This window comes from Gloeobacter kilaueensis JS1, assembly GCF_000484535.1.
In the GTDB taxonomy this organism is placed as follows: domain Bacteria; phylum Cyanobacteriota; class Cyanobacteriia; order Gloeobacterales; family Gloeobacteraceae; genus Gloeobacter; species Gloeobacter kilaueensis.
Genome location: NC_022600.1, coordinates 2,435,802 through 2,455,214 on the forward strand (window position 1 = coordinate 2,435,802; position 19,413 = coordinate 2,455,214).

The window sequence follows — 19,413 nt, forward strand, 5'->3', positions numbered from 1 at the left end:
GGATCGAGATCGAGCGCCTGATTGGGAGAAACCGGTGTTGTCAGAGAAGTTGTCGTGTGTTCTGCCCTTGAGCAGCTTGTGGCAAGTGTATCTCTTCTTTTAAAACTTTGGCCCTGGGCGGATTGAGATGTACCTGATTTGGGATCTCTCAGTTGTGGATATCCCTTGACCACCGCGACGGATTCTGCTCCCTCGCCTACTGGTAGACCACTCGGCGCTGCTTGCGAATCTGGACATCTTCGCCGCGATGGCGTTGTCCTGCTCCCCGAATGGGGGGTCGGGAGTGAGGAACTTCAGGCGGCTATGATGATGCTCTTTGCTGTACCAGAGCCCGTCTTTCGCTGCCAGTCCTGCAGACGCTGGCTTTTTTTGGTTAGCGGTTTATCTGGAGATTCAGAAAGCTGACACTTAATCAGCGTGCGCAGCGTGCAGCGTCTGGAGAACTGTCAGTCAATCAGCCCTCAACCCCCAGCGATCAGCTCACTGTGTTCGGCACGACCTGGAAATGTTGAGATGGGGCTGTAGAGTGTAGGGTAGGGTGACTGCGCTGGTGGCAGGAGTGGTCCGCCCCGGCAGCCAAAAGTCCCCTCCCTTCCACTGACAGGAGCAGAAGATGTTTCTCCGGCACGGTCTACCTGGCAAGCGCTATGCAGCGGCAACGTCGCTCTACCACACTCGGGGGTGGCTGAGTGTATCGCTCAGTGTGTGTTGGCTTTTAAGCACGGCGGTGCTGCCACCAGTGGCGAGGGCATTGCCCGTGGAGGACGAGGTGGCGGTGCCAATCAGAGGTGCGGGCTTCGTCATCAACGGCAGCAATGTGTATGATTCCTCCGGCCTTTCTGTCAGTGGGGCAGGCGATGTCAATGGCGATGGACTGCCAGATGTGATTGTCGGGGCTTCCGGTGCCTCCCCGAATGGTCAGGCTGCTGCTGGTCGCAGCTACGTAGTCTTTGGCAAGCGCAACGGCCAGCCGGTGGATCTAACTGCCATCGACAGCGGCAGCAGCCCAGACGGTTTCGTCATCAACGGTAGCCAAGCGGGCGATCAATCCGGCCGCTCTGTCAGTGGGGCGGGGGATGTCAACGGCGATGGACTGGCCGATGTGATTGTCGGGGCTCCCTCTGCCGACCTGAATGGTCAAACCTCTGTCGGTCGCAGCTACGTGATCTTCGGCAAGCGCAACCTCAAGCCAGTGCAGTTATCTGCCATTGAAAGCGGCAGCAGCCTGGACGGCTTCGTCATCGACGGCAGCAATGTGAACGATGAAGCTGGCCGCTCTGTCAGTGGGGCAGGCGATGTCAATGGCGACGGACTGGCCGATGTGATTGTCGCAGCTCCCTATGCCTCCCCCAATAGTCAATTCGAGGCTGGTCGCAGCTACGTGGTCTTTGGCAAGCGCAACCTCAAGCCAGTGGAGCTATCTGCCATTGAAAGCGGCAGCAGCCTGGACGGCTTCGTCATCGACGGCAGCAATGTGAACGATGAAGCTGGCCGCTCTGTCAGCAGTGTGGGAGATGTCAACGGCGATGGACTGGCAGACCTCATCGTCGGGGCTTTCCGGGCCTCCCCGAATGGTCAAACCTATGCTGGTAGCAGCTACGTGGTCTTCGGCAAGCGCAATCGTAAAGCAGTGGAGCTATCCGTCATAGAAAGCGGCAGCAGCCCAGACGGCTTCGTCATCAACGGCAGCCAAGCGGACGATTTCTCTGGCTATTCTGTCAGTGGAGCCGGGGATGTCAACGGCGACGGACTGGCAGACCTCATCGTCGGGGCTGAGGGTGCCGACCCGGAAGAGACTGGTCGCAGCTACGTGGTCTTCGGCAAGCGCAACACTCAGCCCGTGGAGCTATCTGCCATCGAAAGCGGCACCAGCCGTGGCGGCTTCGTCATCAACGGCAGCCAGTCATTCGATAGGTCTGGCCGTTCTGTCAGTGGGGCAGGCGATGTCAACGGCGATGGACTGGCTGATGTTATTGTCGGGGCTTTGTACGCCGACCCGAATGGTCAACCCAATGCTGGTCGCAGCTACGTCATCTTTGGCAAGCGCAACCTCAAGCCAGTGGAGTTATCTGCCATCGAAAGCGGCAGCAGCCTAGACGGCTTCGTCATCGACGGCAGCCAAGCGGGCGATGAAGCCAGCGTGGTCAGTGGGGCGGGGGATGTCAATGGTGACGGACTGGCAGACCTCATCGTCGGGGCTCCCTTTGCCGACCCGAATGGTCAAACCTATGCTGGTAGCAGCTACGTGGTCTTCGGCAAGCGCAACCTCAAGCCAGTGGAGCTGGCACAACTGGAAAAGACTGGGTCCTCCCCCTCTCCTTGAGCCGCACCGGAGGATCTGCTAGCTTGCCCAGTTACGGCTCAACTGCTGCTCAAAAAGACAGTTTTGCCACCATTGCCGACAGGGTTTGCCTGTCCGGTGGGTGCGTTGTTTGCTTGATCGTCGGGCTCAAAATTCAAAGGCCAGAGCACTCTGCGCGGGATCGAGATCGAACGCCTGCCACACCAGCGCGTCCAACTGGCGCTCCAGAGCCGCCACAGGACTGCCCAAGGGCAGGCTGTAGATCTGCTGGGCGAGGCCAACCAGTTGCCGGGACTGGGGACGATCCGGCCTGGGGAGGGGAAATTTTTCGACGTACTGACTCATGAAGCGGCGGCGACCGGCGTAGAGCTTGTTGTGGAAGCAGTGGTCGTAGAAGTGGGCGATAAAGCTCGAATTGCCGACTGCGAGTGCCAGCCAGAGTGCATCGCGCTCTGAGGATTTATCGCACCGGAGCCAGTAGCAGTCGCCGTTGACGACGCTGCCGGTCTCGTCGAGCCAGAAGGTGGGCTCCTCGACGATGTCGCGAAAGACGAGTTTAGGCGCAGCCCAACCGTCCGGATCCTGGGGAACCCACAACTCGTACCACTGGCGGTTGGCTGCTAGTAAATAACTGCGGGCGATAAGAATCTGACGATGTTTTTCGAGGTAGCGGGCGGTGCGGGGATAGGCATCGAGGGGAACAGCCACCCGCCGCCCTGCGACGACCTGGTGGGGATAGACGATCTGCCAGGCGGTCTGGGAATTGGCTCGAAAGCGCCCGGCTCCGTGGTGGGTGGCGAGGGGTTTAAGCAGTTCCGGGCGCTCCTCCGGCGGCCATTCCTGCCAGTCGGAGCGGATGAAGACACTGTCGGCACAGGTTTTTACGCCGACGCGAATTTTGCCCAACTCGCCAAAAGTCTTCCAGGTCCGGCTGCGCACTCTAGCGAGCCAGTGCTCAGAGTTGCCGGTCGTCATCCGCCACAGCGCACCGGGGGGATCCGGCGCGAGCGTGCCGTGGCGCACCTCAAAGCGGCGGCCATCCGTCACCTCGACGACGCCATCCAGATTCAGAGCGGCCAGGGGGCTGGCTGCACAGCCGGTAGCCGCTGCGCTCGTCCGGTAGATCGAACTGAAGGGAGTGTCCGCTGTCGTGATCGGGCTGTCTGTTCCTTCGAGGAGCACGACCGCAGGCAGCACCGCCGCCGCAAATAGCTGCGTGTCCCCCAGATCCCAGATCGCCCGCAGTTGAAAGCGCTCGCTCAGGGCGCGGCGCACACTCGCCCCAGCCCGGATGCTCATGAAGCGATTGGAGAGAATCAGCCCGGCAACGCCCGTCGGAGCAAGCAGCCCGGCGATGCCCAGAACGAACGCCTGGTAAAGATCGAGGCGGCCCGTCAACCCGAAGCGCCGGGCCAGGGCACGGGACTGGTCGCTTCCGAGAATCTGGGTGCGGACGTAGGGCGGATTGGCGATCACGATGTCGAAGGGGCCAGCCGCCGTCGGCTTCTCGCTGGCGACATCGAGAAAGCAGGTTCCTTCGACGGTAAGAACAGCCGGGGCGAGGCGTGCCCGCGCCCGCTCGCAGGCGGCTGTGTCCGTCTCGTAGCCGTGGAGTGTCACCCCGGCGGCCTCGGAGCCGAGTTTGGCAAGCAGGCTTACGAGCAACTGGCCGTCGCCCAGTGCCGGATCGAGAATGCGCAGGGGCCGTTTCCGCTCGCCGGGCAGATAGCGGACGATTTGCTCGGCGACAAAGTCGGCAAGTGCTGCCGGGGTGTAGGTCGCTCCCTGTGCTTTGTGAAAATCCGGTGACTGGAAGCGGCCCCCCACGCGCTACTTGCCCAGGAGCCGTTCGCGCAGCCTGTGGATCTTGTCTCGAAATTCGGCGGCCTTCTCGAATTCGAGCTTGCGGGCGGCATCTTTCATCTGGATTTCAAGCTGGGTAATCAACTCCGGAATGTCGGCCAGATCGAGGTTGGCAGGGGCGGCCACCGCCGCTTCGAGTTCCTGCTGGCCCAGGCGGCGCGAGACAGCCAGGTAGTCGAGGATGCTGTTGGTATCGAGGCGCTTGACGATGGGCTGGGGGGTGAGACCGTGGGCCTCGTTGTAAGCCTGCTGGATGCGGCGGCGGCGCTCGGTTTCGAAGATCGCCTTTTCCATCGAGTCGGTGAGCCGGTCGGCGTACATGATCACCTGGCCGCGCACGTGGCGGGCGGCTCGACCGATCGTCTGGATGAGCGAGCGCTCGGCGCGGAGGAAGCCTTCTTTGTCGGCGTCGAGGATGGCCACCAGCGACACCTCCGGCAGGTCGAGCCCTTCGCGCAGCAGGTTGACGCCGATGAGCACGTCGAAGTCGCCCTGGCGCAGCGCCTGGAGAATCTCGATGCGCTCGATGGCTTGAATTTCAGAGTGCAGGTAGCGCACCCGCACCCCCCGCTCTTGAAAGTACTCGGTCAGATCCTCGGCCATGCGCTTGGTGAGGGTAGTGACCAGCACCCGCTCGCGCCGCTCGACGCGCAGTTGAATTTCGTGCAGCAGATCGTCTACCTGGCCTGCGACGGGCCGCACGAAGACCTCGGGGTCGAGCACGCCGGTGGGCCGGATAATCTGCTCGGCGATATGTTTGCCGCTGAGCCGGTTGGTCCCCGGGTCGATCGTGCCCCCGGACTGTTCGACTTCCCAATCGCCGGGGGTGGCGGAGACGAAGATCGCCTGTCGGGCCTTTGACCAGAATTCGGGAGCCTTGAGGGGCCGGTTGTCGGCGGCGGAGGGCAGGCGAAAGCCGTGGTCGATGAGCACCTTCTTGCGCTGGGCGTCGCCGTTGTACATGCCGCGAATCTGGGGAACGGTGACGTGCGACTCATCGACGACCAGAAGCCAGTCGTCCGGAAAATAATCGACCAGGCAGGAGGGCGGATCGCCCGCCCGGCGTCCGGCCAGGTGGCGCGAGTAATTTTCGACGCCGTTGCAGTAGCCTACCTCGCGCAGCATCTCGAGGTCGTAGCGGGTGCGCTGGCGCAGGCGCTGAGCTTCCAGCAGTTTGTTTTCGCCCTCCAGTTCGGCGATGCGCGCCTCCAGTTCTTGCTCGATGGCGATGCAGGCTTGTTCGAGCTGCTCTTCGGGGGTGACAAAGTGCTTGGCCGGATAGATGTTGAGGCTGTTGACCGAGCGCAACACTTCGCCTGTCACCGGGTCGATCCAGCGCACCGCCTCGATCTCGTCGCCAAAAAATTCGACGCGCACCACCCGGTCCTCGTAGGCAGGGCCGATTTCGAGGACGTCGCCCTTGACGCGAAAGCGGCCCCGGCCCAGTTCGACGTCGTTGCGCTCGTACTGCACGGTGACAAGCTGCCGCAGGATCTCGCGCTGATCGACGCTCGCTCCGACTTTGAGCGGAATCGCCGCTTTTAAGTATTCTTCGGGCATCCCCAGGCCATAGATGCAACTGACTGAGGCGACGACGATCACATCGCGCCGCTCGAAGAGCGAACGGGTGGCCGAGTGGCGCAGCATGTCGATCTCGTCGTTGATGCTGGCGGTTTTTTCGATGTAGGTGTCAGTCTGAGGAATGTACGCCTCGGGCTGATAGTAGTCGTAGTAGGAGACAAAATATTCGACGGCGTTGTCAGCAAAAAATTCGCGCAGCTCGTTGCACAGTTGAGCGGCGAGAGTTTTGTTGTGGGCGAGCACCAGCGTCGGTTTTCCAACTTTTTCGATCACGTTGGCGATCGTGAAGGTCTTGCCGGTGCCCGTCGCCCCCAGCAAGGTCTGGTAGCGCACCCCCGACTGCACGCCGGCGGTCAACTTCGCAATCGCCTGGGGCTGATCGCCGGTGGGCTGATAGGGAGCGGAGACTCGAAATTGATCGTCTGCCATATGTGTCCAAAAGTTCACATCACCTGGCTATTGTAGCCGATGGTGGGCCAGGGCGGTGGCGATTGAGCGGGATCGTTTCGCGGCGGTCGTGCTTCATGTTAACGTTTTGGGTGCTGAATTTTCCAACGGACGTTAAAGCCGGTATGAGCAATGTCCTGGACCGCCTTTTCCAGCAGGCGGTGCGCAAGTTAAAAAGCAGGGGCTACAAGGTCGAAGCAGACAGCAGCAATTCTCCCTACTACATTGTCTTGCGCTCGAACGGCTTTCCGGTCGATTCACCGTCGGGAAACTGGCAATTTTCAAAGATGGATGTGATTCGTTTCTCCGAGCAAGAACCTTAGCGGGCTGAAGGTTTCCAGGTGCTATTGTTGATGACAACTGGCCCTGTTACGCTGCGATGCCCAAAGATGCGATCGGTATTTTGATTGACCTGGCCCGCCGGGGGGAGATCGATCCCTGGGACATCGATGTGGTGCAGCTAACCGATCGCTTTTTGCATTCTTTGAGCCGCCTCGACAGCGCCGATCTGCCCCGTTCCGGCCAGGCGATTTTTTATGCGTCGGTGCTGGTGCATATGAAGGCGGAGATCCTCGAAGGCCGGATGCTCGAACCGTCCCCTCTCGAAGCGGATCTAGACGAAAGCGATCTCACTGCCGCCGGGTTGCCGGGGGTCGCCCTGGAGCGGTTGATCCGGCGCAGGCCGGCGGTACCGGCGATCGTCGAGCGGCCCCTCACCCTCAACGACCTCATCGCCCACCTGCGGGAGGTCGAGCAGATCGAGCGGCGGTCTGCCCGCGAACGGCCCAGCGAGCGCCGCACCCTCATCAAGGGGCCGCCGGTGCGCACGATGGCCGAAGTCGAGCACCTCGCCCACCAAGAAGACCTCGAAGCGCTCGTCAGCGAACTGTGGCAGGTGCTCACCAGCCGGGGTGTAAGAGCGTTTGAAGTTTTGCTAGAACACTATCGAGACCGGGTCGGGGCTTTTTTGGGCCTGTTGTTTCTTGCCCACCGCGACCGGGTCGTGCTCGAGCAGGCCGAATTTTACAGAGATATCGAGATCTATGCAGTCAACCAGCCTGAAGACGCGCCTGGAGGCGGTGCTCTACCTCAAAGCCCGCCCGCTCAACCTTGAGCAATTGAGCCGCTACGCCGAGTGCAGCAAGGACGACTGCCGCGAGGCGCTGCTCGAATTACTCGACGACTACGCCCGGCGCGACAGCGCCCTCGAAATTGCCGATACCGCCGGGGGCTACGCCCTGCAGCTGCGTCCGCCGCTGCAAGATCTCATTCAGCGGCTGGTGCCGACGGATATCGGTATCGGTGCCCAGCGCACCCTGGCGCTCATCGCCCTCAAAGGACCATTGCCCCAGAGCGAACTGGTCGAGTTGCGCGGTTCCGGTGCCTACGATCAGGTGCGCGACCTGGTGCAGAAGGGTTTTATCTCGCGCCAGGTAGAGGGGCGTTCTTATAAGCTGCGGGTGACCGAGAAGTTTTACCAGTACTTTGCCATCGAAGACGTGCAGGATCTGGTGAGGTAAGACCGCGATGGATCTGCAGAATCGACGCACCAACTTGCTTTTGCTCACGGTTCTTTTGCTCACGGCGATGCTGGTGGCTGGGGTGATGGTGCTTATCTTCCAGGAGCGCCAGTCGCCCGGCCCGGTCAAGAGTGCGCAGTCGGGCAGCCTCAAGGTGCAGACGATTCAAAAATGGCTCCGCCAACTGCCCGATCAGGTGCAGCTCGAAAAGGCGCGCACCCTCGCTGCCGGCGGCCAGAGCGCGGATTTGCTGGCGGCGGTGGGCCAGCTCAGTGCTGTAGGCCGCGAGTCACCGGTCTACCTCGAAGCCCAACAAAAGATGCGCCTCTGGAACCGCCAGGTGCTCGAAAAGGCGCGCAAGGAAGCCGAAAGTCCCTCGCCGCGCGCACTGCAGGCAGCGATTGCTCTGGCTGTGCGGATTCCGGCTGCCACCCCCGGCTACGAGCAGGCCCAGGCTCAGGCGCGGCAGTGGCAGCAGGCTCTCAACAGCGCCACCGCCGTTGCCACTGCTGCACCGCCCGCCCCCCCGCCGCTTATTTCTGCTCCTTCTCCCCAGGGCCGCCCCGCTCCGAGAAGCCAGCCAGCCCCTTCGCTCAAAGAAAGCGATCTCGAAGATGAACAGCTCGTCGATGGTGTCACCCTCAGTGCCATCAGGGTGCGCGTGCTGCAGAGCGGTGAATTTCGGATCACCGCCCAACTGGCCAACAACTCCACCCAGCGCTACGTTTTTTTGCCAGGGTTTATCAAACTCACCGACGGCAACAACACCGATATGAGTGCAAAAATTAAACTGAGCAGCCCCGACGGGATCGTCGATCCTGAGGGCGTCGTGCGCCTGACAATCATCGGTCAGGGGGGCTGGCAGCCGCCCTATCGCCTGGCAATCAACGAGATGAGACCGATCACAGGCCAGCCGCGCAACTTTAATTTGCTCATCGCGCCCTGATGGCCAAACGGTTTCAATGGTAAAATCCTGATGTTTTGTCAAGTGGATTTTCCATGGTGCAAAATCCGGGCGATGGGCCTATCCGCGTTGGGGTGATCGGCGTGGGTAACATGGGTCAGCACCACACCCGTGTGCTGAGCCTGCTCAAAGATGTCGTCCTCGTCGGGATCGCCGACACCAACGAAGATCGCGGCCTCGACATTGCCAGCAAGTACCGCGTGCGCTACTTCAAGGATTACCGCGAACTGATTGGCCACGTCCAGGCGGTCTGCATCGCCGTACCGACCCGGCTACATTATCTGGTCGGCCAGGACTGCCTGAAGCAAGGTGTGCATATTCTGATCGAAAAGCCGATTGCAGCGGACATCACCGAGGCCGAACAACTCGTCAATCTCGCCGCCCAGAACGGTTGCATTCTTCAGGTGGGCCATATCGAGCGGTTCAACCCGGCTTTTCGTGAGCTGCGCAACGTGCTCAAAAACGAAGAGTTGCTGGCCTTCGAGGCCCATCGGATGAGTCCCTATTCGTCGCGGGCCAACGATGTCTCCGTCGTCTTCGATCTGATGATCCACGACATCGACCTGTTGCTTGAGCTGGTACCGCATCCGGTAGCGAGGATGACCGCCGCCGGCAACAACCGCGCTTCCCACATGGGTTATCTCGACTACGTGACAGCCACGGTGGTCTTCACCAACGGCACGGTGGCGAGCCTTACAGCGAGCAAAGTCACCCACAGCAAAATCCGTACCCTGTCCGCCCACTGCAAAAATTGCCTGGTGGAGGCCGATTTTTTGAGCAACAAAGTGCGCCGCCACCGCCCGCCCGATTCGGACTACACCACCGAGTACGGCCAGGTGCTCTACCGCCAGGCCGGGATCATCGAGGAGGTGCAGACCAGCAACATCGAGCCCCTCAGCGCCGAGCTGGAGCACTTTATCTTCTGCGTGCGCGGCGGCAATCAGCCTTCGGTGGGCGGCGAGCAGGCGCTCAAGGCATTGCGGCTGGCCGCCGACATCGAACAGATGGCCCTCGACGGCAAGACGTGGTACGGTAGCGACCCGGACCTTGGGGATATTCTCTCTTGATTCCAATTCTTGATCTGTCCCGGCAAACCGCAGCACTCCTCCCTCAAATCGAAGCTCTCTGGCGCGAGATTACCACCAGCGGCAGCTTTGTCCTGGGCCGGCACGGCAGAGCCCTCGAAGCAGAGATTGCCGCCCTCAGCGGCACCCGCTTCGCCCTGGGCGTCGCCTCCGGCACCGACGCGCTGCATCTGGTGCTGCGCGCCCTGGGTCTGGGGCCGGGCGACGAGGTGATCACGACGCCCTTTAGCTTTATTGCCACCGCCGAAGCGATCTCCTACTGCGGCGCGACGCCGGTCTTCGTCGATATCGACCCGGCCACCTTCAACATCGATCCGGCGCGCATCGAGGAGCGGATCACCCCGCGCACGCGGGCGGTTCTGCCGGTGCATCTATTTGGCCAGGCCGCCGATCTGGAACCCATCCTGGCGGTGGCCGAGCCCCATGGCCTCGCCGTCGTCGAGGACTGCGCCCAGGCGATCGGCACGCTCTACAGGGGCCAGCCGGTGGGTTCTTTTGGGGTGGCGGGCTGTCTGAGCTTTTATCCGACCAAGAACCTCGGTGCCTTCGGCGACGGCGGCATGGTCGTCACCTCCAATCCAGAATTGGCCCACCGGATCGCCTCGCTGCGCGTCCACGGCTCCCACGAGCGCTACTACCACGACGAGGTGGGCTACTGTTCGCGCCTCGACGAGTTGCAGGCGGCGGTCCTGAGAGTCAAACTGCCCCACCTGGAGCAGTGGAACCTGCGCCGCGCCCAGATCGCCGATCGCTACGACGCGCTTCTGGCCGATCTGCCCCTCATTACCCCCGCCCGCGCCGCTTACTCGACCCATACTTTTCACCAGTACACTGTCCGCACCGATGCCCGCGAGCGGGTGCTCGCTCTTTTGCGCGAGTGGCAGATTGGCTCGGGCGTCTATTATCCGGTGCCGTTGCATCTTCAAAAAGCCTACGCCCACCTGGGCTACCGGCCCGGCGATCTGCCCAATGCCGAAAAAGTGGCCGCCGAGGTCTTCTCGCTGCCGATGTATCCCGAATTGGACGACGAGCAGATCGATCAGGTAGCAGCCGCTCTCGCTGGGGCAACGGCGGCGGTCAAAGTCTGATTACTTGTTGCTGATAAAGTCGTTGGGATTGAGGGTATCGAGAAAGTCGCGGAACGCTTCGCGCTCGGCCTCGTCGGCTTCTTGATCGACGGGAATCGACGCTTCGGCGATCACTTCTTCCATCGCCCATATAGGCGTCGCCGTGCGCAGGGCGAGGGCGATCGCGTCGCTGGGCCGCGAGTCGATCTCTTTGCGCAGTTTGCCCCGGCGCGTCGTAATGATCGCGTAGAAGGTGTTGTTTTGCAGGGAATGGATGACAATTTTCTCGACGTGCAGATCCCATTCCTTGCACAGTCCGGCCATCAGGTCGTGGGTCATCGGGCGCGGCGATTTTTGACCTTCGAGGGCCTGCAAAATGGCATTTGCCTCGGCTTTGCCGATCCAGATGGGCAGGGCGCGGCGGTCGTGCAGGTCGCGGAGGATAACGATCGGCAGGCGGCTCGCCGCATCGAGGGCAATCGCTGCAACCTTCATCTCTACCGCCATAGGGCACCCCGCACGCTTCGAGAACTGATGCTATTTTGCGCCTGATCCTACCTGATCCGCCAGTGGCTTTGCCAACCGGATCGGCGTGTATTTTTGTCGTCCGAACAGGGGGAGGGCTGTGGCAAGCTGGCCCAGTCGCGGTAAACTTAATTGACCTATCTGCATCCGCCTTTTTTCGCGGGACCGCGCCCGCATCCGCTGCACCCTACAGGCTTCGCGCTCATGCATCCATCTTTGAGTCGTTTGACGATTGCTCAGGCTACCCTCACGGCGCTGGTGGCAGGCCAATGCCTTGTCATCCCCTCCGTGCTCGCCCAGGAGAGCAATCCTACTGCTACCCCCCCGGCGACAACCGCTGCTCCCACTCCCCCAGCGGCTTCCGGCGGATCGCCCTTTGGTCAGACCAATCCCGCCGCTTCGCCCTTCGGGCAGGTCCAGTCCAGCCCGGCTCCGAGCACCGGCGGTGAGCCGGCTGCCGACCAGGCGGGCAGCAAGTCCACCGAGCCCCAGGTACTGGTGGCGGAGGTGCGGGTTGTGGCCACCAAGGGCCAACTCGGCCAGTCGCTCGAAGAGCGGGTCTACGACGCGATTCGCACCCGGCCCGGCCAGACGACGACGCGCTCGCAGCTGCAGCAGGACATCAACGCCGTCTTTGCCACCGGCTACTTCGCCGATGTCAAGGCCACCCCCGAGGATACGCCCCTCGGCGTGCGGGTTACCTTCGACGTTTCGCCCAACCCGATCCTCGAAGGGGTGAGTGCCGAGGGAGCGACGCTGTTACCCAAGCAGGTAGTCGAGGACACCTTCAAGCCCCAGGTGGGCCAGACGCTCAACTTCGGTGAACTGCAGCGCGGCGTCAAGTCGATCGAAGAATGGTACGCCGAGCGCGGCTACGTGCTTGCCAAGGTAGCGGACGTTCAATCGACCCCCGACGGCAAGGTCAAGCTCGTCGTCACCGAGGGCGTCATCGAAGATATCCGGGTCAAGGGCAACACCCGCACCCGCGACTTTATCGTTACCCGCGAGGTCGGCCTCAAGCCCGGCGATGTCTTTAACCGCAACGCCATCCAGCGCGACCTGCAGCGGGTCTATGGGCTGAGCATCTTCAAAGATGTCTCCCTCGATCTGGCCCAGGGCCAGGATCCGCAAAAAGTCGTCGTCAACGTCAAAGTCGAAGAAAAAAGCACCGGCTCGATCGCTGCGGGCGCGGGCGTCAACTCGGCCTACGGCTTTTTTGGCACGCTGTCTTTACAAGAAGCGAACCTGGGGGGCAACAACCAGAAGGCCGGCCTCGATGTGCAGGGCGGCGGCCAGATTTTGCTTTTTAACCTGAGCTTTACCGACCCCTGGATCGCAGGCGATCCGAACCGCACCTCCTATACGGCCAACCTCTTCAACCGCCAGCAATTTAGCTACGTCTTCAACGGCGGCGGCGTCGGCGTTCTCAACCCCAGGACAGGCTTCATCGAGACCCCCCGCGAGAACCGGCTGGGCCTGGGCCTCGTCTTTGGTCGGCCCCTCGAAAACGGCTGGCGCGCCTCGGCGGGCACCCGCTTTGAAACGGTCCAGTTGCGGGACTACCTGGGCCGCGCCTACACCGTCGATAACCAGGGCAACCCGCTCACCGTCAGCGGCACCGGCACCGACAAGCTCTTTTTCTTGCAGGGGGCATTGGTGCGCGACACCCGCGACAACCCCAACACGCCGCGCTCCGGCTCGGTGTTGCGCGGGTCGCTCGACCAGTCGGTGGGTCTGTTGGGCGACGCCTTTTTTACCCGGCCCACGGTTTCCTATAGCCAGTACATTCCGGTAGACGTCCTGCCCTGGGGCAAGGGCAAGCAGGTGCTCGCCTTCAACAGTTCGATCGGCACCGTCTTTGGTAGCCTGCCTCCTTACGAAGCGTTCACCCTGGGCGGCGGCAACTCGGTGCGCGGCTACTACGAGGGCAGCCTCGGCACCGGTCGCAGCTATATGATCAACTCCGTCGAGCTGCGCGCTCCGATCTTCGATCCGGTAGGAGCGGCGCTGTTTATCGACTACGGCGATACGATCGGCTCCCAGGCTTCGGTGCTCGGTGCCCCCGGACTGGTGCGCGGCAAACCTGGCGGCGGCCTGGGTTACGGCATCGGCCTGCGCATCCAGTCGCCCCTTGGTCCCCTGCGCATCGACTTTGCCGCCAACACCCAGGGTCTGCCCAGCCAGGTCCACTTTGGGCTCGGAGAAAAGTTTTAGTGGGCAGTACCTTCAGCGCTGCTGCCCTGGCTGAACTGGTCGGCGGCAGGCTGATCGGCGACCCGGATCGGCTGGTGAGCGGTGCCCGACCGCCGGAGGAAGCCGAAGCGAGCGATCTTACCTTTGCCCTCGATCCGCCGGCGCGGCGGCTACTGGAGGGCACACGGGCCGGTGTGGCCGTCACGCCCCAGATCTGGCCGCTCGATCACCTCACTCAGATCGTCGTCGAGAATCCCCGGTTGGCGATGGCGCGGCTGCTGGGGCACATGTTCCCGCAGCCGATCGCCCTGCCGCCGGTGGGCATCGATCCGGCGGCGGTGGTCCATCCGAGTGCGCTGATCGACTCGACAGCCACGGTGGCGGCTCTCGTCTACGTCGGTCCCCAGGCCCGCATCGGTGCTGGCACCTACCTGTATCCGGGCGTCTACGTCGGCTCGGGGGTAGTGGTGGGCAGCAATTGTCTCATCTATCCCAACGTCGTGCTGATGGACGGCGTCTGTCTGGGCGACCGGGTCATCGTCCACGCGGGCAGTGTCCTGGGTTCCGACGGCTACGGCTTTGTACCGACACCCGAGGGCCATCTCAAGGTGCCCCAGGTCGGGACGGTGGTGGTGGGCGACGACGTCGAACTTGGAGCCAACGTCGCAATTGATCGAGCGACGATGGGGTTTACCTGCATCGGGACCGGCACCAAAATCGACAACCTCGTGCATATCGGCCACAACGATCAGGTGGGCCGCCACTGCCTGATCGTCTCGCAGGTGGGGCTGGCCGGTTCGGTGAAGGTGGGTGACCGCACGGTGATCGCCGGACAGGCCGGGGTAGCCAACCAGACGACGATCGGGGCGGACTGCCTGGTCTTGGCCCGCTCTGGAGTGACCAAGGATCTGCCGGATCACTCGAAGGTGTCGGGCTTTCCGGCACAGGAACACAAGCAGGAACTGCGCCAGCAGGCGGCGCGCTCGAATCTGCCCCAGATCTTTGAGCAGTTGCGCCAGTTGCAGCAGCGCGTCCAGCAGCTCGAAAAAGAGATGGGGAGGCTCTGATTGTGCAGTACACCCTCGCTCGCCCCGTCGAGTTGGTCGGGACGACCCTGCACCGGGGGCTGGCGGTGCGCCTCGCTCTTTTTGCAGCTCCCGCCGGCACTGGCCGCCGCTTCGTGCGCAGCGATCTAGACGGTGAACCGACTATCCCGGCGGTGGCCCGCTTCTTTCGTCCCAGTGCCCTCTCGACCACCCTTGAGCGCGAGGATGGTGCAAGTATCCAGACCGTCGAGCACCTGCTCGCCGCCCTCTACGGCCTGGGGATCGACGACTGCCGGATCGTCGTCGATGGGCCGGAGTTGCCAATTCTCGACGGTTCGGCCCGCCCCTATCTTGAGGCGATCGAGCGTGCCGGGTTGCTCGCAGCCTCCGTGCCCCGGCCCACCTACCGCATCGCTGCGCCCGTCACCGTCTACGAGCGCGACGCCTTCGTCTCGGCTGTGCCTACGAGCGAGGCGGGACTGCGCCTGAGCTACGGCATCGATTTTCCGGCTCCCATCGGCCAGCAGTGGTTCAGTCTCCTGCTTACCCCTGAGAGCTTTGCCCGCGAGGTGGCCCCGGCCCGCACCTTTACGATGCGCTCGCAGATCCAGCAACTGCTCGATCGGGGTCTCATCCAGGGGGGCAGTCTCGCCTGTGCCCTGGTGGCCGATACCGACGGTTGGATCGAGCCGCCCGCCTGGCCCGACGAACCGGCCCGCCACAAACTGCTCGACCTGCTGGGGGATCTGAGCCTCACAGGCGTCGCGCTGAGCGGCCATGTGATCGCCTACAAGGCCGGTCACGCCCTGCACGGCCAGCTGGCCCACCGCCTGTTCGAGGCTAGCCAGTCCCATTTTTCGCTTCTAGATGTCGCCCGATGACCACCGAGAACGTCGTACTGCAAAACGTCGAAATTCAGCAGCTGCTCGCCCACCGCTATCCTTTTTTGCTGGTGGACCGCGTGATTGCCTACGAGCCGGGCAAGCGGGCCGTCGGCCTCAAAAACGTCACCTTCAACGAACCGCACTTCCAGGGCCACTTTCCTGGGCGGCCCCTGATGCCGGGCGTACTGCTCATCGAGGCGATGGCCCAGGTGGGCGGCATCGTCTGTGCCCAACTGCCCGAAGCCAATGGCCGCATTCCGCTTTTAGTCGGCGTCGAGAAGGCCCGCTTCCGGGGCCAGGTGATACCGGGCGATCAGGTGATCATCACCGCCGAGGATCTGCGCACCCGCATGAAGCGCTTCGGCATCATGCAAACCCGCTCCGAGGTCGGTGGCAAACTGGTAGCGCAGGCAGAGATCATGTTTTCCCTGGTAGATTGAGTCCAGATGTCTTGCTCATGCCACAATCATCAAAGTCATGAACCCAACCGCTCTGAGGACGCCTTTGATTCATCCCACCGCTGTCGTTGACCCACGGGCAGAACTCGATTCCACTGTGCAGGTCGGGGCGTTCGCGGTGATCGGTGAGCATGTACGCATCGGACCCAACACGATCGTCGGCCCCCATGTGGTGATCGATGGTTGGACGCAAATCGGAGCAGACAACGAAATCTACAACGGTGCGACGATCGGAACCCCGCCTCAAGATCTCAAGTACAAGGGTGAACCCTCCTGCGTGCGCATCGGCGACGGCAACCGCATCCGCGAATTTGTGACGATCAACCGGGGCACCGTCACCGACGAAGGCAACGAGACGGTCCTGGGCAACCACAATCTGCTGATGGCCTACGTCCATGTCGGCCATAACTGTGTGATCGGCAACAACGTCATCATCACCAACACCGTCGCCCTGGCCGGGCACATCCATATCGAATCGCAGGCGCGCATCGGAGGGATGGTGGGCCTCCACCAGTTCGTCCACGTCGGCAGGCTGGCGATGATCGGGGCGATGGCCCGCATCGACCGCGACGTGCCGCCTTTTACCCTGGTCGAGGGCCATCCGGGGCGCGTCCGGGGGCTCAACTGGGTCGGCCTTGAGCGCGCCGGGATCTCAGACGCCGCCGGGCACGACCGCGAGAGCTACCGCCTGCTCAGACAGGCGTACAAGTTGCTCTACCGCAACGGTTTTCCGCTCGAAAAAGCCCTGCAGGAGGTGCAGAGTCTGGCGGGCAATCCCTACATCGACCATCTGCTCACGTTCTTGCAGCATTCGGCAGGCTCCCCCGCCCGCCGGGGGCCGACTCCGGCGGCCCGCCGGCGCACTGTGGGCGAAGACAGTTAACCCGATGGCCTCCCAGCGCCTGTTTATCAGTACCGGCGAGGTCTCAGGCGACCTGCACGGCAGCTTTTTGATCCAGGCGCTGCGCGAGCGCCGTCCGGAGCTTGAGATCGAAGCCCTGGGCGGCCAGCGGATGGCCGCCCTCGGGGTGCCGATGCTGGGCGATACGATGACGCTCTCCTCGATCGGCGTGGTCGAAGCGATTCCTTATATCCTGCCTACCCTGCGCATCCAGAACCGCCTCAAGTCTTTTTTTGATCGCTACAGGCCGGATCTGGTCGTGCTCATCGACTACATCGGTGCCAATGTCCGCGTCGGGCGGCTCGCCCGCAAGCTGGGCATCCCAGTGGTCTATTACATCGCTCCCCAGGAGTGGGTCTGGAGTACCTTCCGGGGTGATACGGCCCGGATCGTTACCTTCAGCGATCTCATTCTCGCTATCTTTCCGGAGGAAGCCCGCTACTACGAGCGCCACGGCGGCAACGTGCGCTGGATTGGCCACCCGCTCATCGATATCGCCCAGGCCCGGACCAGCCGGGCCGCCTTTCGCGAGTTGATGCAGACGCCCGAAGCGAGCCCGGCAGTGGTGCTTGCCCCGGCCTCGCGCTCCCAGGAGTTGCAGCACCTGATGCCGTTGTTGTTCGAGACCGCCAGGGCGATCGAGCACACCCTCCCGGCAGTGCGCTTCTGGATCTCCGCCTCCACCCCCCGCTTTCGAGAGGCGATCGAACAGGCTGCTGCCGCTTCTGGAATCGCTTTTCAGTTCGTACCGGAGGGCCGCAACTATGACGCCCTCGCCGCCGCCGACCTGCTCCTCACCAAGTCCGGCACCGTCAACTTAGAAGCGGCCCTGCTCGATCTGCCCCAGGTGGTCGCCTACCGCGTCGATCCGCGCACGATCTGGGTGGCGCGCAACTTGATGGGCTTCAAGATTCCTTTTATGTGCCCGGTCAATCTCGTGGACATGTCGCCCATCGTGCCCGAATTTTTGCAGGAAAAGGCGACGGTCGAGGCACTCACCGCCGCCAGCCTCGAATTGCTCACCAATCCCCAGGCTGCCGCTCGAATGCGCTCAGAGTACGCTCGCATCCGCGCCCTGCTCGGCGATGCGGGGGTCGTCGATCGCGCCGCCGATGCCATCCTCGAAATGCTCGACAAGCGCGGCTGATGCTGACCAGGTAGACAAAGCTGAAACCGTCCCCACCCCTCCACACCCCCCCTGCCCCCGCTCTCCTCCTCCTGCCCCCCGAATGGGGGGCTGCCCCGCCGGGCAGAGGAGAAGAGATACGGTATTGAGAGTCAAGCAGCCTCCTCCTTTCTTCTCTTCCTCCGCCCTACTGCAAGCAAACCAACCTGCCGTGCTCTGCATCGAAAGGCGTGTCTGTTTTCACAACCGCCCAGGCAATGTGTAAGAGTTTGCGAGCCGCAGCGCAAAGCGCTACCTTTGCCGGTTTACCGGCTGCTCGTAGCCGCTGGTAAAAGCTTTTAATCTGCTGATTGCAGCGGATCGCACTCAAGCTCGCCATATACAGCGCCGTGCGTAAGCGGGCATTGCCTGCATGGCCGATGCGCTCTGGTCTATGAAGGCTGGTGCCGCTACGGTGGGAGCGGGGAGCGAGACCCGCGTAGGCCACCGCCGCTTCCACCGTTGCACAGCAGCCGAAGTTGAGGGTACTCACCAACACCCACCCAGCGGTGACAGACCCAATGCCTTTGATAGTGCGCAGCTTGGTTGCAGCTTGATGCCAAAGCGAGTCTTGGGCGAGCAGCGCTTCTAGCTGAGCTTCCATCTGCGCAATCTGCTCATCGAAGGTGTGGCTCAACTGCTCCAGACTCGCTTGTACCGCCGCCACCACCAACGGAAATTGCCGCAGAGCGTGCAACTGGTTGTGCAGTTGTTGGCGTTGCTGCAGCAAGGCATCGCGATGCTGCAGGCGCTGTTGGAGTTGGTAATAAATCTCAGGCGGCGGCTGCCAAAGACCAGGTTGCAGGGCGGCAGCGAGTTGGGCAAGCGTCTGGGCATCAAGCGCATCGCTTTTGGAACGCTTGAGCAGTGCCCTGGCAAAGTAATGAGACTGAGCGGGGTTGACCACACTGACGGCAAAACCTTTGAGCGCCAGAAATGTGGCCAGTCGCATCCAGTAGGAGCCTGTGGCTTCGATGACCACTAACACCTCAGCGGCGGTGGGACAGACGGCGAGTAAGCGTTCGGCCAATTGGCAGTGTCCTTCGGGGGTTTGGGGCAGTGTGATGGCAGCGGTAGGCTTTGCGTGGGTGAGCAGCCAGGCGGCAGTGACAGTGAGTGCCGCCACATCAATACCGACAAATAGCTGATAGTCGTTTTGTGAACCGTCTCGCTGCATGAGTGTCTCCAGTTGAAGCTTCAGAGGAGGTAGGCAAGTTCCGCAGGACGGCAAAAGTCTAGCCTCGTGATACGTGGTCAGTGCCACTCGATACGGTTCAGCTTTGCCGGTCCTTGATAGCGGGGGACAATCTCTTCCACGCGGTCAAAGCCGCAAGGGGGGGCACAGTCCTCACCGCTACCTTGGAACCAATAGCAATATACGAGGGGGGGTTCACTGTAACTGGGCTGCAGGT

17 protein-coding genes are annotated in these 19,413 nt (G+C 62.3%); 13 read left to right on the forward strand and 4 right to left on the reverse strand.

Annotated elements, in window-relative coordinates:
• The first annotated feature begins 613 nt into the window (after positions 1-613).
• A complete protein-coding gene (locus GKIL_RS11280) occupies positions 614-2,323 on the forward strand; it encodes an integrin alpha (RefSeq protein ID WP_023173730.1) in 1,710 nt (569 codons plus the stop codon).
• Positions 2,324-2,449: 126 nt separating this feature from the next.
• On the opposite strand, the gene GKIL_RS11285 is transcribed toward GKIL_RS11280, so the two are convergent.
• Together GKIL_RS11285 and uvrB are read right to left on the reverse strand one after the other, a co-directional pair.
• Positions 2,450-4,129 carry an N-6 DNA methylase family protein gene (locus GKIL_RS11285; RefSeq protein ID WP_023173732.1) on the reverse strand — a complete coding sequence of 560 codons (1,680 nt, stop codon included), beginning with the start codon at positions 4,127-4,129 and terminating at the stop codon, positions 2,450-2,452.
• 3 nt (positions 4,130-4,132) lie between these two features.
• Entirely contained in the window at positions 4,133-6,175 is a 2,043-nt protein-coding gene (gene uvrB / locus GKIL_RS11290) for an excinuclease ABC subunit UvrB (protein WP_023173733.1), read from the reverse strand.
• 143 nt (positions 6,176-6,318) lie between these two features.
• Between uvrB and GKIL_RS11295 the strand changes: the two genes are divergently transcribed.
• From GKIL_RS11295 to GKIL_RS11320, 6 genes are read left to right on the forward strand one after another with little or no spacing between them, the layout of a single operon-like run.
• On the forward strand, positions 6,319-6,516 hold the full coding sequence (locus GKIL_RS11295) for a hypothetical protein (RefSeq protein ID WP_041243901.1): 198 nt from the start codon (positions 6,319-6,321) through the stop codon (positions 6,514-6,516).
• 56 nt (positions 6,517-6,572) lie between these two features.
• Positions 6,573-7,307 carry a segregation/condensation protein A gene (locus GKIL_RS11300; protein ID WP_023173736.1) on the forward strand — a complete coding sequence of 245 codons (735 nt, stop codon included), beginning with the start codon at positions 6,573-6,575 and terminating at the stop codon, positions 7,305-7,307.
• Positions 7,237-7,713, forward strand: a complete 477-nt coding sequence (gene scpB, locus GKIL_RS11305; protein WP_041243902.1) for an SMC-Scp complex subunit ScpB — start codon at positions 7,237-7,239, stop codon at positions 7,711-7,713. The genes GKIL_RS11300 and scpB overlap by 71 nt, the downstream gene beginning before the upstream one ends.
• A gap of 7 nt (positions 7,714-7,720) precedes the next feature.
• On the forward strand, positions 7,721-8,659 hold the full coding sequence (locus tag GKIL_RS11310) for a hypothetical protein (RefSeq protein ID WP_023173738.1): 939 nt from the start codon (positions 7,721-7,723) through the stop codon (positions 8,657-8,659).
• Between the two features lie 53 nt (positions 8,660-8,712).
• Positions 8,713-9,744 carry a Gfo/Idh/MocA family protein gene (locus GKIL_RS11315; protein WP_023173739.1) on the forward strand — a complete coding sequence of 344 codons (1,032 nt, stop codon included), beginning with the start codon at positions 8,713-8,715 and terminating at the stop codon, positions 9,742-9,744.
• Positions 9,741-10,850 carry a DegT/DnrJ/EryC1/StrS family aminotransferase gene (locus GKIL_RS11320; RefSeq protein ID WP_023173740.1) on the forward strand — a complete coding sequence of 370 codons (1,110 nt, stop codon included), beginning with the start codon at positions 9,741-9,743 and terminating at the stop codon, positions 10,848-10,850. The genes GKIL_RS11315 and GKIL_RS11320 overlap by 4 nt, the downstream gene beginning before the upstream one ends.
• Here GKIL_RS11320 and GKIL_RS11325 read toward each other — a convergent pair whose 3' ends face one another.
• A complete protein-coding gene (locus GKIL_RS11325; RefSeq protein ID WP_023173741.1) occupies positions 10,851-11,336 on the reverse strand; it encodes a bifunctional nuclease family protein in 486 nt (161 codons plus the stop codon). It abuts the gene before it with no gap.
• A 234-nt stretch (positions 11,337-11,570) separates the two neighbouring features.
• Here GKIL_RS11325 and GKIL_RS11330 point away from each other — a divergent pair, with 234 nt between their 5' ends.
• The 6 genes from GKIL_RS11330 to lpxB are packed head-to-tail and all read left to right on the forward strand — an operon-like array spanning position 11,571 to position 17,983.
• Positions 11,571-13,568: a BamA/TamA family outer membrane protein gene (locus tag GKIL_RS11330; protein WP_245595839.1), complete on the forward strand. Its 1,998-nt coding sequence runs from the start codon at positions 11,571-11,573 to the stop codon at positions 13,566-13,568.
• Positions 13,568-14,614 carry a UDP-3-O-(3-hydroxymyristoyl)glucosamine N-acyltransferase gene (lpxD, locus tag GKIL_RS11335; protein WP_023173744.1) on the forward strand — a complete coding sequence of 349 codons (1,047 nt, stop codon included), beginning with the start codon at positions 13,568-13,570 and terminating at the stop codon, positions 14,612-14,614. The genes GKIL_RS11330 and lpxD overlap by 1 nt, the downstream gene beginning before the upstream one ends.
• A gap of 2 nt (positions 14,615-14,616) precedes the next feature.
• On the forward strand, positions 14,617-15,474 hold the full coding sequence (gene lpxC, locus GKIL_RS11340) for a UDP-3-O-acyl-N-acetylglucosamine deacetylase (protein WP_023173746.1): 858 nt from the start codon (positions 14,617-14,619) through the stop codon (positions 15,472-15,474).
• Positions 15,471-15,917, forward strand: coding sequence for a 3-hydroxyacyl-ACP dehydratase FabZ (fabZ, locus tag GKIL_RS11345; protein ID WP_023173747.1), 447 nt, complete (start codon positions 15,471-15,473; stop codon positions 15,915-15,917). The genes lpxC and fabZ overlap by 4 nt, the downstream gene beginning before the upstream one ends.
• A gap of 37 nt (positions 15,918-15,954) precedes the next feature.
• Positions 15,955-16,818: an acyl-ACP--UDP-N-acetylglucosamine O-acyltransferase gene (gene lpxA / locus GKIL_RS11350; protein WP_041243904.1), complete on the forward strand. Its 864-nt coding sequence runs from the start codon at positions 15,955-15,957 to the stop codon at positions 16,816-16,818.
• A gap of 4 nt (positions 16,819-16,822) precedes the next feature.
• The gene (lpxB, locus tag GKIL_RS11355) at positions 16,823-17,983 is read left to right on the forward strand and encodes a lipid-A-disaccharide synthase (RefSeq protein ID WP_023173749.1); all 1,161 of its coding nucleotides are present in this window, start codon (positions 16,823-16,825) and stop codon (positions 17,981-17,983) included.
• A 166-nt stretch (positions 17,984-18,149) separates the two neighbouring features.
• On the opposite strand, the gene GKIL_RS11360 is transcribed toward lpxB, so the two are convergent.
• Positions 18,150-19,178, reverse strand: coding sequence for an IS110 family RNA-guided transposase (locus GKIL_RS11360; RefSeq protein ID WP_023171280.1), 1,029 nt, complete (start codon positions 19,176-19,178; stop codon positions 18,150-18,152).
• Between the last annotated feature and the right edge of the window lie 235 nt (positions 19,179-19,413).

Excerpts from the sequence above, each read along its gene's own strand:
- GKIL_RS11280 (WP_023173730.1), top strand. The coding sequence starts at position 614 with ATGTTTCTCCGGCACGGTCTACCTGGCAAGCGCTATGCAGCGGCAACG.
- uvrB (WP_023173733.1), bottom strand. The coding sequence starts at position 6,175 with ATGGCAGACGATCAATTTCGAGTCTCCGCTCCCTATCAGCCCACCGGC.
- GKIL_RS11295 (WP_041243901.1), top strand. The coding sequence starts at position 6,319 with ATGAGCAATGTCCTGGACCGCCTTTTCCAGCAGGCGGTGCGCAAGTTA.
- GKIL_RS11300 (WP_023173736.1), top strand. The coding sequence starts at position 6,573 with ATGCCCAAAGATGCGATCGGTATTTTGATTGACCTGGCCCGCCGGGGG.
- scpB (WP_041243902.1), top strand. The coding sequence starts at position 7,237 with ATGCAGTCAACCAGCCTGAAGACGCGCCTGGAGGCGGTGCTCTACCTC.
- GKIL_RS11310 (WP_023173738.1), top strand. The coding sequence starts at position 7,721 with ATGGATCTGCAGAATCGACGCACCAACTTGCTTTTGCTCACGGTTCTT.
- GKIL_RS11315 (WP_023173739.1), top strand. The coding sequence starts at position 8,713 with ATGGTGCAAAATCCGGGCGATGGGCCTATCCGCGTTGGGGTGATCGGC.
- GKIL_RS11325 (WP_023173741.1), bottom strand. The coding sequence starts at position 11,336 with ATGGCGGTAGAGATGAAGGTTGCAGCGATTGCCCTCGATGCGGCGAGC.
- fabZ (WP_023173747.1), top strand. The coding sequence starts at position 15,471 with ATGACCACCGAGAACGTCGTACTGCAAAACGTCGAAATTCAGCAGCTG.
- lpxA (WP_041243904.1), top strand. The coding sequence starts at position 15,955 with ATGAACCCAACCGCTCTGAGGACGCCTTTGATTCATCCCACCGCTGTC.
- lpxB (WP_023173749.1), top strand. The coding sequence starts at position 16,823 with ATGGCCTCCCAGCGCCTGTTTATCAGTACCGGCGAGGTCTCAGGCGAC.
- GKIL_RS11360 (WP_023171280.1), bottom strand. The coding sequence starts at position 19,178 with ATGCAGCGAGACGGTTCACAAAACGACTATCAGCTATTTGTCGGTATT.